The organism is Marinomonas sp. S3726 (genome assembly GCF_000967665.1).
GTDB lineage: Bacteria > Pseudomonadota > Gammaproteobacteria > Pseudomonadales > Marinomonadaceae > Marinomonas.
On record NZ_JXYC01000001.1, the window covers coordinates 1 to 15,383 of the forward strand.

Below are 15,383 nucleotides of genomic sequence, written 5' to 3' on the forward strand. Positions count from 1 at the left end.
AATAGTTATTCTATTGATAAGCTCCTCAACATAGATATAGGGCTTTTAGAACACGCCCTTTGGGTCTTTGAAGAATACCTAAACGGCATTTCAGAAAAAGTAACACCCTGTGTTGTCACTTCTCGAAAGGTACCTACATTACGTCAAAGTAACGCCTTGTGTGATACTTTTTCTTATATACCTTAGAAGAGCAGACTGAGAAGAGGTGACTTAATCGCAGGTTCCTTAGTCACACTAGTGAGTGCTAATTGTTGTTATTTTAGCCGTGAGACAAGCTAGTCATTATTAGCTGACATGAAGAAAACAGCCTTATGAGTAAAATAGATTTTTCCCCTGTAAATAAAGAAACCAGTAATTCCTTCCATAAACAGAAAAACCTGATAAAAAAAGTATTGGCTGGCAAAAGTGTTGCCTGTGAAGTATGCAAACAACCTCTTTTTTTAGTCCCTAAAAACAAAGAGGGACAGGCTTATATCCAATGTAAGAAAGCATGTACGCATATTGAGCTTGAAGTCGAAAATTAGCCCTGATTAAAAAATGAACTTGGAGTAGTTAGATGTCACACGAAATATTAGTTGCTTTAAATGTCTCTAATGACGAGGTTTATCAGTCTTATCGGGATGCAATGGCGCCAATATTAAACCAATATGGTGGTCGATTCTGTTATGACTTTAAGGTCTCAGATGTATTAAAAGCAGAGCAAAATGAAGAGGTTAATCGTGTTTTTACCTTAAATTTTCCTTCGGCAGAAAATAAAGAGGGTTTCTTTAATGATCCAGCGTATTTACTGGTTAAAAATAACTATTTTGATAAGTCTGTAGCGAGTGTGCATATTTTAGCCGCTTATGATCAAGCATGATGTAAAAGGGCCTGCACTCAATGTATATCGGTGAAGCATCAAAATTAACGGGGTTAAGTGTTAAAGCAATTCGTTTATACGAAGAAAAAGGCTTGATTAGAGTGCCTGCTCGCTCAGGCCGCTATCGTATTTACTCTAAAGCCGATATTGAAATCCTAAACTTGATTGCTGAATCAAAACGTTTAGGCGTCACACTTGCGAGCTTGAAAAATGTAATCGTCTATAACGAAAATGGAGTCGATTGGCATCGTATCAAACTTTTTTTGCAAGAGGTTAAGACAAAGCTCATCGCGGAACGAAAGTTAATTGATGAACGTATACTCTTGGTTGAAAGCTGCATCAGCGAAATTTAACGCTAAAATAACGCTGATTCATTCTCATCTAGCGGATGAATCAACTTACTCTATTATCCCTATTTCCAATTTTTCTAATCAAATATATTCCTCCTGAACCCGTTTTACTTTTTTATTAACCATGCTGTTAGCGGGATCTTTCATGGCACTTTGTGTTCACGAAAAAACCAAAGAGGAAATATCTTATGAAAAAAATTGCTTTAAAAGCATGTAATGGAAAATTCGTTTGTGCTGAAAATGCAGGTAAGTCTGAGCTGATTGCGAATCGAGATAAAATTGGCGGCTGGGAAACCTTTACCTTGGTGCCTGTTAATGACAAGCGGTTTGCTTTAAAGGCCTGCAATGGTAAGTATGTTTGTGCTGAAAACAAAGGGCGCAAAGCACTGATTGCCAATCGAGACAAAATCGGGAATTGGGAAACCTTTGAGTGGGTCAATAAAGGGAATAAAAAAGGTATAAAAGCTATCTGTAATGGTAAGCATGTTTGCGCTGAACAAGCAGGTAACAAGGCGCTTATTTCAAACCGAGATAACTTAGATGCTTGGGAGAGCTTTGAGCTAGTTGAAGTTAAATCTGAGGCCTTAAATAAAATGGCTAAGAAAGCTCAATCAGCCACTAAAAAAGGCTCTAAGGTATCCCATAAGGCTGAATCTAAGGCGCATAAAAAGTCGGCGAAAACGGATAAGCAAGAAGCTTTTAAACAGAGTCAGTTTACAAAAGGTTTGTAATAAGAATTGACGAGTAAAGCAACATTAGGAAGGCCTAGTGCTTTCTTAGTGTTGGCTATGTAATTACCAGTAAGGAAGCCTTCATAAGTTAGTCTTAATTTAGCGCTATAGTTTACTTGCATCATAAAAGGTGGATGAATCTAATCAAGGAGAAAAATATGCCAAGTAAAGTATGGCCAGAAACAGCCATGGTAGGTTATATAGATTGTGCTGCAATAGGTGCAGTAAGTGATATCACGCCAGAGCAAATGAAGGCATACAATGTCGTTATTTTTTGCTTTGCAAATGCTGATGGAAGCATACCGACAACGCCTCCTTACCAAGACTTTATCAATGAAGTGGTGAGACTTAAACAGTTGCAAGCGCCAGGCACTATTAATCTACTATCCATTGGTGGAGAGATAGGTACCGCAGAAATAGGGCCAAATGCTGTCGATAAGACGGTAAATAATTTAATGGCGAGTATTCACGAGCTTGAGCTAGAAGGTATAGACCTTGATATTGAACAAGCAGGTTTACCCATCAATGATATTTTAGGCTTATCAAGGTTATTACGAAAATCACTCGATAACATTTCTGGCTTTTTAACTTGTGCGCCTATTTTGGCTGGTACAAATGAGACACCGAGCCTAAACACTGCGAATGGAGGGCCTTCATGGGCGCCTGTTTTAGGGCTTGATGGGGTGATTTTTGATGCTATAAATGTGCAAGCCTACAACTCTGGAATGGATTACGTTTATTCTGACCCTGCAAATGGCGACTTAGTATCAGAGACTTCAGCTAACATTGTACGCGCAGCTTATGATGCGTTACAAAAACGAGGCAATATTCATCCGCAAAGCCGCATTGTGATTGGTGTTCCTTGTGATGAAGCTTCAGCGAATGAGCATTCTAATTGTTGGAACCCTGACACCCCAGCAAACGAAACGGCTGATACTCTTGTTCAAAATGTTCAAGAAATTAAGCGAGGGGATTATGGCATTGATAAGGCTGCATTTGGTGGCCTCATGACTTGGAGTATCAGTAATGATGCTTACTTTAGTCGCCCGCCAGGAAACTTCGCTAAAAATGTAGCTACTCATATTATTGCTTTAAATACAGAGCAAGAAGCCAATAAGGTTTCTTGATAAGAGTAAAGCTTAGATACTGAAAAGTTTGAAAAGGGCCATGCTTATTCCAAGAGCGGCCCTTTAAATTAAGGAAACTGAAGTTAATATCTCTTGTTTTAGTGTTTAGATAAAAGCACCTAAATTAATGATGATGAGAGCAACTAAATTACAGGTCCTTTAAGTTTTTAATTCCGTATTTTCCCCATATTTCTACAAGTTTTGTTATCTCATTATTCATACATTGAGTCTTCAATTTTTGAATGAGAATGGTATGAAAACGCATCACTTAATTGCTTTAAATATATTCGCCTTAGTCGCTCTAATTGTTGTTTCTTGGCTAAATTTTAGACCATCGTTGCCAGGTTCTGATGTTGCTAGAGGTTTTGATGTGTCCCATTATCAAGGAACAATTCAATGGAATAATATTAATCGATCTGAGTATGACTTCTCGATAGCAAAAGCAACCGGAGGCACAGGCTTTATTGATCCAGACTTTAGTGCGAATTGGAATGGCATGAAAGAACGGGAGATGATTAGAGGGGCTTATCATTATTTTTATCCGAATGAGAGTGCAAAACAACAAGCTCAAAACTATTTAAATACAGTTAAGGGGTTACAAGAAAGTGACTTACCGCCAATTATTGATATCGAAGTCTCGAATGGGCTTGATGCAAAAACAATTGTTCAAGGTTTGCTGACTTGGTTAGATGAGGTTGAAAAAGCAACTCAACGTCGTCCTATGATTTATTCTGATTTGAATTTTGCACAAACTTATCTCACTGATGAAAGCTTAAGCGCTTATCCCCTTTGGATTGCTGACTATAGCAATGAAGTGGGGGAGTTGCCTAAACCTTGGCAAGCTTCAGGCTGGCAAATATGGCAATACACGGACTCTGGAAGTATTTCAGGTATTGAAGGGGATATTGATCAAGATAAATTTCAGGGGGATAAGAAAGCCCTAAAGGCATTTATTAAGAGCACAGTACTTTCAAAGTAAAAGGTCAGAAGAGAAAGCAAGAAGTTAAAAGTATTCGTTCTGTCGTTACCTTTAAGACAAAAATAAAGGAGGTAAAGCTTGGCTTTATCTCCTTTATTTTTTATGGCTCTGGGATTTCACTCAAAGTGTGAGAGTCATTATTTATTCAATTTGAATGTTGAAATAACTTCTTTCGCCTTGTCCGCAAAGCTCACTAAATCTTCACAATGGTGCATGTTAGACTGGTTCTGAGACGTGGCGGTTTGTGATAGAGAGGCAACTCTTTCATTCATATCACTTAATTGCTCGATAGAATGGCTTTGAGATGCGACCGAGGTAGAAATCAAATCGCCAGCTTTTGAAATATCATCGACAGACGTAATAATGCTGTACAAAGCTTCAGCCGTTGACGAGATCTCATCCGCAGCCAGCTTAAACTTCTCATGGCCTGAAGTTATACGTGATTCTGCTTCACTTGCGCCTTGTTGCAGCTTATTTATCATGGCTTGGATTTCTTCGGTTGAAGACTGCGTTCTACTTGCTAGTCCACGTACTTCATCAGCGACCACAGCAAACCCTCGACCATGCTCACCTGCACGTGCAGCCTCGATTGCGGCGTTTAGGGCGAGCAAGTTTGTTTGTTCGGCAATACCGCTAATAACATCAAGTACCGCGCCAATGTTTTGCGATTCGCTTTCAAGTTGCACAACAGACTTCACGCTTATTTCCAATTCATCAGATAACTGCTGAGTGGTTTTCATGGTACTTTCGATTGAGCTACGGCTTTCCTGAGCTTTACCTTTTGCGTCATTAGCAAGCGATAAAGAGGCAGAAGTGTGCTGTTTAACATCGGTTTCCGTTTCTTTAATTTGTCCTATCATGTCGCTAATATCTTGGAAAACCTTTGCTCTTTCTTCAGCAACGCTTAATGCGTTTTGAGCACTCTGTTTAAGGTCACAGCTTTTATCATCTACTTTCACAAATAGGCTAGTTGCATGGGTGAGTGTTTCTGATAGGCGTTTGGTGAAACGGTTGTAAGCTCTTGCGATAGAGGTGATTTGATCATTGCCATCCTCTGGTAAGCTTATGGTTAAATCTCCATCTCCATCTGCGATACCTATCATGGTGTTTTCGATCTGAGTTAACGGAGACACAATAGATTTTAAGATGAAGTAAGACAGGATTAGCGTTGCAATAACGAGTACCAGACAAACCAAAACAAAGAATTTAGCGGCATCATAAAATTGAGCATCAAGGTCATCTAAATAAACGCCAGAGCCTACAATCCATCCCCAGCTGTCAAAACCTTTAACATAGGCAACTTTAGGGACGGCCTCATCGCTTCCTGGTTTAGGCCAAACATATTCAATAAAGCCTTCACCTTGTGTTTTGACGATTTGGCCAATATCAAAGAAGATACGCTTGCCATTGGCATCTGTGGTTTCTGATAAATTCTTGCCAATTAAGTCAGGCACAATAGGGTGCATTATGATGGAGACTGAATAATCTTGCATGAAGAAGTACTCAACACCACTGTAGCGCATATCGTGGATGGTACTTTTTGCTAATTTTTGGGCCTCTTCTTTTGATAGCTCTCCTGATTCAGCTAAGCCGTGAAAATGTTTAATCACATCATGGGCAACTTCAACAACATTTTGAGTCTTTAAAAACCTTTCATGCTGCATGCCTTCTTTGTTGGATTTTAGAGCTAAAAATAGAATTAATAGAATGCTTAGAAACACGCAGGTAAGCAATCCAATAAGACGTGCTTTAATCGAAATTAATCGAAGGCTGTTGAAATTCATAATCTTTCCTAGGGGTCTTCTGGATAGGTTTTAATTATCTTTTACGTTAGATGTATCTAGTTAAGATTCTTCTAATGTTTGAGGAATATTAAAATCTAAGACCCTTGATTCAAGATGAAATATGTAACCTTCGTTAACTTATATTAATACCTAATAGTCAAAGTAACGTCATAAAAACAATTTTATAACTATGCAAGTCATTGAAATATATGAATTAAATTTATGTATAAATTCTGCTTATTATAAGGTTTTTGTCAGTGTAAAGTTTGTTTGCATAGGTGAAAACTCCACATTCTCTGAACCAGAAAAGAAAGCCGTTAAAATAAATTATGAGTTGAAAGGGGAGGGTTATTTAAGAAAAGCATGGAATTGAATTACTTTTTTCTTTTAGAAGCTCTTTTTAGATATTTGAATTAATTATGTCTGATATTCTATATGTATATATGAACCGTATTTTTAGAAAAAGCAATGTTTAAAGAAAGCTTACTTTAATAAATAAGCTTTCTTATAAATAATAGGAAGGTTTCCTATTCTGTTATGCGACTTTTTTGGCTTCTTCTAATTCTTTATTCGCCATGTACTCATCAAATGTTCCGTGGAAGTTTATGAGTTTTTGATCTTGTACATCAATAATTCGAGTCGCAAGAGAAGAGACAAATTCTCTATCATGGCTTACGAATATCAATGTGCCTTGGTAGTCTTTAAGGGCATTGTTTAGAGCATCAATAGCTTCTATATCCATATGGTTTGTTGGCTCATCCATAATCATGACATTGATGTCCATCATCATTAATTTACCAAACAAAAGACGGTTCTTTTCCCCACCTGAGCAATTACGCGCTTTTTTGTTGATATCATCATCTGTAAAGAGTAAACGACCTAATAAGCCACGAACCATAAGGTCATTGTGCTTGATGGTGCGCCACTGTGACATCCAATCAAAGAGATTTAAGTCGTTATCAAAATCTGCGCTACTATCTTGTGGGCAATAGCCAATAGAGGCATTTTCTGACCACTTGATAACCCCTTCATTATGCTCAAGTTCATTGACTAAGCAGCGAAGTAGTGTTGATTTACCGACACCGTTTTCACCAATGACGGCAAGTTTAGCCCCTGCTTCAAGAATGAGGTCTCCGCCTTTAAATAAGGTTTCTCCATCAAAGCCATGACCTAACTCTTCTAGAATCAGCGCTTGGCGGTGCATTTTTTTACCTTCCTCAAAGCTTAATGACGGTGTCATACGGCTAGACGACTTAACCTCATCTAACTTTATTTTATCTAGCTTTTTGGCACGAGAGCTCGCTTGTTTTGCTTTAGAAGCATTGGCTCCAAAACGGTTAACAAAGCCTTGTAGCTCTTCAATTTCAGCGCTTTTCTTCGCATTACCTGCCAGTAACTGCTCTTGTATTAATGCAGAGGCCTCAAGGTAATATTCGTAATTGCCAGGATAAATACGCAGCTCACCATAATCTATATCGGCCATGTGGGTGCAGACAGTGTTTAAGAAGTGCCTATCATGAGAAATGATAATCATGGTGCATTTACGTTTATTAAGCTCTTTGCCTAACCAGTTAATAGTATGGATGTCTAAGTTGTTAGTCGGTTCATCCAACAATAAAATATCAGGGTTTGAGAAAAGGGCCTGGGCAAGTAACACCCTTAGTTTTCGACCCGGAGCAACTTGTTGCATAGAACCGAAGTGAAACTCTTCTTCTATACCTGCCTCGATGAGTATTTCACCTGCGCGGCTTTCAGCGGTATAACCATCTAATTCAGCAAACTCACTTTCTAATTCACCTACTTTCATGCCGTCTTCTTCACTCATTTCTGGTAGTGAATAGATGCGTTCCCTTTCTTGTTTGATTTGCCAGAGCTGAGCGTCACCCATGATAACAGTATCGATTACGCTGTATTGCTCAAATGCAAATTGATCCTGGCTCAAAGTACCCAGTTTCTGACCCGGTGTGATTGACACATTCCCCGACGTTGGCGTGAGTTCGCCACTTAATATCTTCATAAAGGTAGATTTACCGCAGCCATTTGCGCCAATTAACCCATAACGATTGCCGTTGCCAAACTTGGCAGAAATGTTTTCAAAAAGAGGCTCAGGGCCAAATTGCATTGTGATGTTTGCGGTAGATATCAAGGGAATATTCCAGCTGAAAAAGCGGTTAAAGCCATGGCTGCATTAAGGCAAATAGGCTTACTAATAAGAAAATGAGCCGCGAATTATACAGGCTTTAAGGTAAATATCTTGTTCTTTATATTGATAGTTTCATTATATTTTTGCTTTCAATTCACCATCAATTCACTCAGCGCCCGTTATAAATAAAGAAATTGCATTGAGGTGTGTATGTTAAAACGTTTGATAAGCGCAAAAGAGACGGTGATATTTTGCCTGTTTATGCTGGTTTCAGTCGGTTTTATGGCATTTTCAGAATTTTTTTGGTTTGCGTGTAGCTCCCAGTTTTATTACCTAGATAGCCCAGTATTATGGTTTTTGCTCTGCTTTTAATATTATAAGATGCTAATGTTTGGAGCAGTCCTGAGTGATATCTAGGATGAATGGCGCGTATCCAAGGCTAGGTTAATTAGAAAACATTGCATTCTTTGCCTTAAATTAAAGAAAGAGTGCACCATCAAAGGCCAGTCTAGGAGGCTAGTTTAAACTTTATGATAGATGTTCTTTTGGTAGAAGATGACAAAGATCTTGCTTTATCCGTCGCCGATTATCTTAGTTTTGAAAAAATCCATTGTGACCATGCTTATAATGGCGAAACGGGTTTAAACCTTGCCAAACAAAAAAATTATGATGTGATCCTTTTAGATATTAATTTGCCTCGAATTAATGGCTTAACCGTTTGTCATAATTTACGTAGTGAAGGTAAAGATACACCTATTCTCATGTTAACTGCCAAAGATACCCTAGATGATAAAGAAGCAGGTTTTGAAGCGGGTACAGATGATTATTTGGTTAAGCCTTTTGCAATGAAAGAGCTTGCCATGCGGATTAAAGCCTTAGCGAAACGCAAAAGTAGCCAGTCACGAAAACTCTTTGTTGAAGATTTAGAATATGACTTAGAAGCAAGTCAGGTTACGCGTGCCGGTGAAGCGATTAATCTTACTCGAATCAATTTAAAACTGCTTGAACTCCTATTAAGGAAAAGACCAGAGATAGTCAGCCGTAAAGAAATTGAAGAGACCCTATGGCCAGATGAAACACCAGAGAGTAACAACCTTAAAGTGCAGTTTTATCAACTAAGACAAAAAATTGATAAGGGCCATGCGGTAAAAATTATAGAAACTGTGGCTGGCCATGGCTTTCGTATTAAAGGTGGTAAATGAAATTCAGCAAAAGCTCTCCTTTAAAAAATAGAATTAGCTATTTTTTTCTCAGTATTATTTTTATCAGTGTTATCGCTTTCGCTTGGTTTATGGATGAATCGTTCGGTTCGGGCCTTGAGAAATCAGCCAAGTTGAGGCTTATCTCAGAATATAACGGATACGCCAGGGAATATGAGAAAGATACAAGTACACCTTTCAAAAATAGTTATGTTATTAGTTTTTACTTTGATGAGCTGCCTGACATTTGGGTGGAAAACATTCAAGTATTTGATGGCTTTAAATTAAATGACGGTGAGTTTGAGGCGGTATTTGTTAACGAGCTTTTATTAGAAAGCGATGATTATGAGCCAATCTATGTGGTTTACACGAACAAGCTGCATGATGGGCGGCAGCTTTATGTGGTGGCAATTTATGATTTCGCACTAGTTGGGGATGATTTTGATGCACTGCAAGTGAGTCAGATAAGCTTTGTATTAAGCGTCGTTTTCTCCTATTTAATTCTGACGATTTTAGCCCTTTGGTACTACAGCAATATTATTGGTAAAAAAACCTCTCATCTTGTGTCATGGGCGGAAGAGACATCCAATAACTTTGTCGAAAAAGACATACCTAATTTTAAGTTTAATGAATTCAATCGTGTGGCAGATTGCTTGGTGAGCTCACTTAAAAATAACGCTAGATTGATAGATCAAGAGAAGCGTTTTTTGGCTCACGCTAGCCATGAGTTAAGAACGCCAATTGCTATTATTAAAGCCAATTTAGAAATTTTCGAAAAAATTGAAGTTAGCGACCCCGCTAAAAGACCCTTAATGCGTTTAGAAAGGGCGAGTGCGAACATGCAGTTGATTACAGAAACCTTGCTTTGGTTAGCAAGGCAAAGTGAGTGTAAACCAACAGAATCATGGGTTGATTTTCCTCATTTACTTACTCAGCTTATTGAAGAGCAGAAATATTTGATTCAAGGTGAAGATGTACAGGTAATTACCGAGTTTGACGAAGTAGATAGCCAGCTTGTGCCTTTATCTCCCTTGATGATAGTGCTCAATAACTTGATTAGAAATGCCTTCCAATATACTCACAATGGCTGGATAAAAATTAGCTTTAAAGATAATCGTATCCTTATTGAAAACTATGATACGGATAAAGTTGATGAGCCATCGGTAGATGGTTTTGGCTTGGGTTTAGAGCTTACCCAGCGAATTTGTAAAAAGCTTGATTGGAAACTTGGTATTCATTTCCAAGAGAAGGGCGTGTTAGCAACACTTTATCTTCCTTAGACTCTTTATCAATATAAAAATAGTAAGAGGGTGTGGGGAAGGTCACCCTCTACTAATTTCAATCTCAGTAACCTGCTTGATAAGTAACCGGATTAAAATGCGTAGCTTGTGCCAACGCCAATCATGTAACCACTTTCATTATAGAAATCGATATTCGAATCGACTTCATCATAGCTAACCATCACTCTTAGTTCTAAATTCTGGTTACCCATTAGGTTTTCTTTGCTATAGCCAAGGCTAATGCTAGAACTGGTATCTTCTTGGGTTTGATTAAAAATAGGGTTAGTTTTGTCATACTCAGCACTAGAGTAGTCATACCCTAAAGACACAGCATGTTCGCCAAACTTGTTTAATAACATTAAGCCAAATCCATAAGCTGTGTAAGACATAGCATCACCATCTGCCGAAAACTGATCAAGATGGATAGATGGCATAAGAAAAGTGGTTTGGCTAATAGGTAGGCCAGTTGAAAGGCTGGCATAAATACCATCACCATCACGCTTTAATAGTGATTGTGCGCTTGTTGAGTAAGTAGAGCCAGAGAGTTCGTTATCAACATCTGTTTCGTAGTAGACAAGGTCTGCATCTATGCCAATGTTAAGCATGTTTAGGTATTGCAGGCGGTAGCCATTGGTTGTGACATCCGTTTCAGTTCGTGCTGTGTTTACTAGGTAAGGGTCTGCCCAAGCTTCACCATCAAGAACGGGTAATAAATAAGAAAACATCAATGCAGACTGGTCAGCCAATTGAAAGCCATAACCAAGCTCTAATGCTGCATCAACCGCATCAGACTCGCCCATCCCTAAGAATACTTTTTGTGTTCCAAAGGTGTAGCTCACTTCGCCTAATGGCAAAACTAACGCATCAGACTCAGAGCTGCCTTCGGTATTTAAGCTGCCTGTCTTGGTTTTAGTTTCGGTATCAAGGTTGCTTTTGCCACTGCTAAATCCAGCAAAAAGGCTAACAGAGCCACTGAAGCCTTGCTGCTCAAACGGGTCATCACCTGGGCCTGCATAAGCGAGGCTAGTAAGGGGGAGACAGACTAGGGGGATAAGATAGTTTTTCATTTTTCACCTTTAGGTTAGTTTTAAACCAGAGTTTGATGGCTCAAGGGTGAATTAGGGGTGAATTAGAAAGTTGATAATTGACAAAAAGTTGGGTGAATACTGACAAAATTAAGATGGTGACTGATATGCATAAAAGCCTTATAAAATAGCTGTTTTTCAGATATTTATAAATAATTGAGTTAATGTCAGATTAAGGAAAAGATACTTGTTACAATAGCCAACTACATAAGATGAATGCTTCTATTTAAGTCAGGTTTTACTTAAGAAAGGCTCAATCGTCTTAATAACTTTTTTGGTAATTGGAACACACATGATTGAAGAACAACAAAACAACCCATTACATGGCCTCAAATTGAAAACCATGATAACCGAGCTGGTGGACTTTTATGGCTGGGATGTTTTAGATGCGGCTTTGCGTCTAGATTGTTTTTACCACAACCCGAGCATTGAATCCTGTCATAAATTCTTAAAGAAGACAGAATGGGCCAGCGAAAAAGTAGAAAATTTTTACCTCTATAAATTTAAGCGAATGCCAAAAGCAAGTGCTTATCAATATGAGCTAAAGCCCAGAGAACGCGGCTTTGCTGACGGTGTACTACCAAAAGAGCCTTTACCCCTTACTGTGGAGCTAGTTGAAGAAATGCGAGCCACAGCCGCAGCCAATTATGCGGCTAAGAAGAAGCGCGGCCGCGTACAGGACTACAAACGCAGTAAGAGATAATCAAATCTGATCTAGATTGCCTGATAATATCTTACAAAGTGTCATTGTTAAGTGACTAAAGACTTACTTTGATTGGCGCAAATCTTATGTATAATTGTCGGTCAATTGTACAAATGGATACGCTTTATACATGAAAAAATCGTTAGTAATCAATAAGCGTAGTTTAGATGATCAGGCCGCTGATCTATTGCGACAAGATATTATTAATGGTGACTTAACACCTGGTACCCGCTTAGTAGAAACGACTCTGGCGAAAGAATACGATCTTTCTCGGGGGACAATACGTACTGCTTTACATAGCTTAGGGAATGAAGGGCTTGTCACTCAGGTCCCCTATGCGGGCTGGTCTGTGACTAAGTTAGAATCACAAGATATTTGGGAGCTCTATACCCTAAGATCAACCTTTGAAGGAATGGCTGCAAAATTAGCCGCTGAAAACATAGATGAAAATGGGGTAGAAAAGCTAACATCAGCTTATCAGGATCTTCTTAATCTGTGTGAAGGGGATGATCTCAAAGCCATTACCTATGCTGATTTGAAACTACATAAGACAATCGTAGAGCTTTCCAATCATAAGCGCCTCGCACATCAATATCGTCTCATTGAAAATCAATTTCTTGTTTATATTACTGCTGCAAACCGTGTTTTTGACCCAAAGCAAGTTGGTGTTAGCCATCAAGATTTAGTCGATGCCATTTGCAATGGAGAAGGAACTAGAGCGGAAGCAGAAGCCGTAAAAAACATTACAGGGTTTGAAGAAGAGTTAGACTTTTGATGTTAACTCTTCTTCCATGCTGACTTTTTCAATATCGGCATCTAATGTTTAATTGATTCGGTAAGTCTCAATAATGTCGTTATCGAGTTCTATCCCTAGACCGACACCATTAGGTACTTTGATCATGCCATCTTGATCAATTTTGGGGCCATTCTTAGCAAGTAGCCAACGCAAAGGTGAGCTTGAAGTCGAAAACTCTGCATATTCACTCGCATCCTGCACTGATAGAAAATGCAGATTAGCAGCTAGGGTGAGGTCAGTATTCCAACCGTGAGGAATAAGACGACAACCATATTGTTTTGCCAGCTTAGCCACCTCTAATAACCCTGTAAAACCTCCAACCCAACTAATATCGGGCTGGGCTATATCGATATTTCCCTCTGAAAAATAAGGTCGCCATTCTTCTGGTGCTGTCAGGCCTGTATCTCCGGCTCCAACAGGAATGCCAAGTCTTTGAACGGCGTTGTATTGATCAATTTGGTCTAGGGGAAAAGGGGCTTCTAACCAAGTAATGCCGGTTGTTTTAAGTGCGTCAACGAGTGGATCAAATTGAGAATGATGGTTAAAGGATGCAGTTGCATCAAGCATGAGTTCAATTTCATCACCCACATAGGATCTAGCGCCTTTAAGTAACTTTATTGCTAATTCAGGTTCATCACGCCAAAAAGGGTCGATCGCTAATTTGAGTGCTTTTACAGGGTATTTAAGCGCAAGATCCAGCCCTTTATGTAATTCATCTAAGTTTCTACCAAGTGGGTAAACAGTCGTATAGGCCGCTAGTTTTGATCGCTTAGGCTGGCCCAATAGCTCTGCCACGGATTTATTTTCTATCTTGCCCAGTAAATCCCAAAGGGCGATATCTACGCCACTAATTGCGTGCATGACGATACCGCGACGGCCACAATAGCTGGTGTGGTGATACATTTTTTGCCATAAATGCTGAATGTTTCTTGGATCTTCGCCAATAAGAATCGACTTAAGGCCCATGAGTGTTTTTATTCTCGGTGGCGCATCAATAATCGCTTTAATAACAGAGGGCAAGCTGTCGACCTCTGAAATACCAGATATCCCGATATCAGTATGTACTTTGATAAGGCAGCCATTGTTAGTTGGATCAAGGTCAAGCTCCCTATGATGTGGAACTCGTAACTCTATCACTTCGATATCTGTTATTTGCATGGATTAAGCTCCAATCTCATAATGCCAAAGTGTTTGTGATTTCATTTTGTCCCAATTCATTTCTACGCCTAAACCTGGTTTTTCTGATGCTTTAACTATTCCAGCTTCTGTTCGTATTGGTGTATTGCATAGGGCTTCGTGACTGGCATAGGGCATGGCTTGCTCAAAATAGACTGAATTTTGAATTGAAAGCATCATGTGCAAATTTGCAGCTTGAGTGAGTGTATAACCCCAAGATTGTAATTCGAGGGGAAGCTGATTACCGTTAGCGAGTTCAGCAATAGGGCGACAGCCACTAAACCCCCCGGCATAAGTGACGTCTGTCCTTAGCGCATCCCAAGCGTTTTGTTCTATTGCTTGTTGCATTAAGCCTGGTGTCAGCAAGGTATTACCTGCAGGTAAAATGGGGACACTCGTATTTTCGCGTAATATTGAATAGCCTTTTATATCTGTGTCTAAAAGCGGTGCTTCTAGCCAAATACAATTCATATCTTCTAATCGTTTGGCAATGATTTTAGCATCTTCTAGGTCGTATCTTTCTTCAAGATCGATCATAAAATCGATCTGGTTTCCAAAGGCCTTTTCAATTTCATCAAGAAGTGCAAGGTCTTTATCAAGTTCACACCAAGTATGGAACTTAACCGTATTAAAACCTAACGTCAATAACTCACTTACAAAGTTTATATATTCAGCATTAGTATCAAAGAAAGGTGTGCTCGCATAAGAGCGAATTGAATCCCGGTTACCGCCAAGAACTTGATAAAGTGGTTTGCCTTCAGCCTTAGCCTTGAGATCCCACAAGGCGATATCAATTGCAGACTGTGGCTTGGGGGCCATGCTGTTATAGCGGCTCATTAAATGTTTGAATATTATTTCAGGTTGATTGACATTCTTACCGAGAACTTCAGGTAAAAGGGGCTTAATCGCCAAACCTAAGGCTTCATCAAAACAATGCTCTGAATAAGTCGTTACACCCGCTATGCCTTCTAATCCACATGAGGAGTGTAATCTGACGAGAGTGAGGGTTTCATAAACTTCACCCATATCTCCTGCCAATCTGAAACGAGTAACATCTGGGCCTAGCGTAAATACTTCTGCGCGTTCAATGACAATATCTTTCATGAATGTTTTCTACTATGTAAAAGCGATAACTCAACAAGTGAATTTGAGCGCTACTTGTTGAGTTAAG

Annotated in this window: 16 protein-coding genes; 11 read left to right on the forward strand and 5 right to left on the reverse strand. The window is 39.1% G+C overall.

Going from position 1 to position 15,383, the window contains the following annotated elements:
- From TW85_RS26410 to TW85_RS00035, 7 genes are all read left to right on the forward strand, one after another.
- Positions 1 to 186: hypothetical protein (locus tag TW85_RS26410; protein WP_046015032.1), on the forward strand; the 186-nt coding region annotated here is incomplete at its 5' end.
- Between the two features lie 125 nt (positions 187 to 311).
- Entirely contained in the window at positions 312 to 524 is a 213-nt protein-coding gene (locus tag TW85_RS00010) for a hypothetical protein (RefSeq protein WP_046015033.1), read from the forward strand.
- 32 nt (positions 525 to 556) lie between these two features.
- Positions 557 to 859 carry a DUF1330 domain-containing protein gene (locus tag TW85_RS00015; protein WP_046015034.1) on the forward strand — a complete coding sequence of 101 codons (303 nt, stop codon included), beginning with the start codon at positions 557 to 559 and terminating at the stop codon, positions 857 to 859.
- A gap of 20 nt (positions 860 to 879) precedes the next feature.
- On the forward strand, positions 880 to 1,212 hold the full coding sequence (locus tag TW85_RS00020) for a MerR family transcriptional regulator (protein WP_046015035.1): 333 nt from the start codon (positions 880 to 882) through the stop codon (positions 1,210 to 1,212).
- Positions 1,213 to 1,397: 185 nt separating this feature from the next.
- Positions 1,398 to 1,940 (forward strand): hypothetical protein, encoded by a 543-nt coding sequence (locus TW85_RS00025; protein WP_052701732.1) that lies wholly within the window; start codon positions 1,398 to 1,400, stop codon positions 1,938 to 1,940.
- A 158-nt stretch (positions 1,941 to 2,098) separates the two neighbouring features.
- Positions 2,099 to 3,067, forward strand: coding sequence for a glycosyl hydrolase family 18 protein (locus tag TW85_RS00030; protein ID WP_046015036.1), 969 nt, complete (start codon positions 2,099 to 2,101; stop codon positions 3,065 to 3,067).
- 253 nt (positions 3,068 to 3,320) lie between these two features.
- Entirely contained in the window at positions 3,321 to 4,046 is a 726-nt protein-coding gene (locus TW85_RS00035; protein WP_052701733.1) for a glycoside hydrolase family 25 protein, read from the forward strand.
- Between the two features lie 137 nt (positions 4,047 to 4,183).
- Here the strand turns inward: TW85_RS00035 and TW85_RS00040 are convergent, their stop codons facing one another.
- Both TW85_RS00040 and TW85_RS00050 read right to left on the reverse strand, forming a co-directional pair.
- Positions 4,184 to 5,830, reverse strand: coding sequence for a methyl-accepting chemotaxis protein (locus TW85_RS00040; RefSeq protein WP_046015037.1), 1,647 nt, complete (start codon positions 5,828 to 5,830; stop codon positions 4,184 to 4,186).
- A gap of 535 nt (positions 5,831 to 6,365) precedes the next feature.
- A complete protein-coding gene (locus TW85_RS00050) occupies positions 6,366 to 7,976 on the reverse strand; it encodes an ABC-F family ATPase (protein WP_046015039.1) in 1,611 nt (536 codons plus the stop codon).
- 527 nt (positions 7,977 to 8,503) lie between these two features.
- Between TW85_RS00050 and TW85_RS00055 the strand changes: the two genes are divergently transcribed.
- The gene (locus tag TW85_RS00055) at positions 8,504 to 9,175 is read left to right on the forward strand and encodes a response regulator transcription factor (RefSeq protein WP_046015040.1); all 672 of its coding nucleotides are present in this window, start codon (positions 8,504 to 8,506) and stop codon (positions 9,173 to 9,175) included.
- Positions 9,172 to 10,452: a HAMP domain-containing sensor histidine kinase gene (locus TW85_RS00060; RefSeq protein ID WP_046015041.1), complete on the forward strand. Its 1,281-nt coding sequence runs from the start codon at positions 9,172 to 9,174 to the stop codon at positions 10,450 to 10,452. The genes TW85_RS00055 and TW85_RS00060 overlap by 4 nt, the downstream gene beginning before the upstream one ends.
- Before the next feature lie 92 nt (positions 10,453 to 10,544).
- Here the strand turns inward: TW85_RS00060 and TW85_RS00065 are convergent, their stop codons facing one another.
- The gene (locus tag TW85_RS00065) at positions 10,545 to 11,519 is read right to left on the reverse strand and encodes a DUF2860 family protein (protein WP_046015042.1); all 975 of its coding nucleotides are present in this window, start codon (positions 11,517 to 11,519) and stop codon (positions 10,545 to 10,547) included.
- Positions 11,520 to 11,829: 310 nt separating this feature from the next.
- Here TW85_RS00065 and TW85_RS00070 point away from each other — a divergent pair, with 310 nt between their 5' ends.
- Positions 11,830 to 12,240 (forward strand): VF530 family DNA-binding protein, encoded by a 411-nt coding sequence (locus TW85_RS00070; RefSeq protein WP_046015043.1) that lies wholly within the window; start codon positions 11,830 to 11,832, stop codon positions 12,238 to 12,240.
- 130 nt (positions 12,241 to 12,370) lie between these two features.
- Positions 12,371 to 13,015: a GntR family transcriptional regulator gene (locus tag TW85_RS00075; protein ID WP_046015044.1), complete on the forward strand. Its 645-nt coding sequence runs from the start codon at positions 12,371 to 12,373 to the stop codon at positions 13,013 to 13,015.
- 48 nt (positions 13,016 to 13,063) lie between these two features.
- Here the strand turns inward: TW85_RS00075 and TW85_RS00080 are convergent, their stop codons facing one another.
- Both TW85_RS00080 and TW85_RS00085 read right to left on the reverse strand, forming a co-directional pair.
- Entirely contained in the window at positions 13,064 to 14,194 is a 1,131-nt protein-coding gene (locus TW85_RS00080) for a mandelate racemase/muconate lactonizing enzyme family protein (RefSeq protein WP_046015045.1), read from the reverse strand.
- A gap of 3 nt (positions 14,195 to 14,197) precedes the next feature.
- A complete protein-coding gene (locus tag TW85_RS00085; RefSeq protein ID WP_046015046.1) occupies positions 14,198 to 15,316 on the reverse strand; it encodes a mandelate racemase/muconate lactonizing enzyme family protein in 1,119 nt (372 codons plus the stop codon).
- Between the last annotated feature and the right edge of the window lie 67 nt (positions 15,317 to 15,383).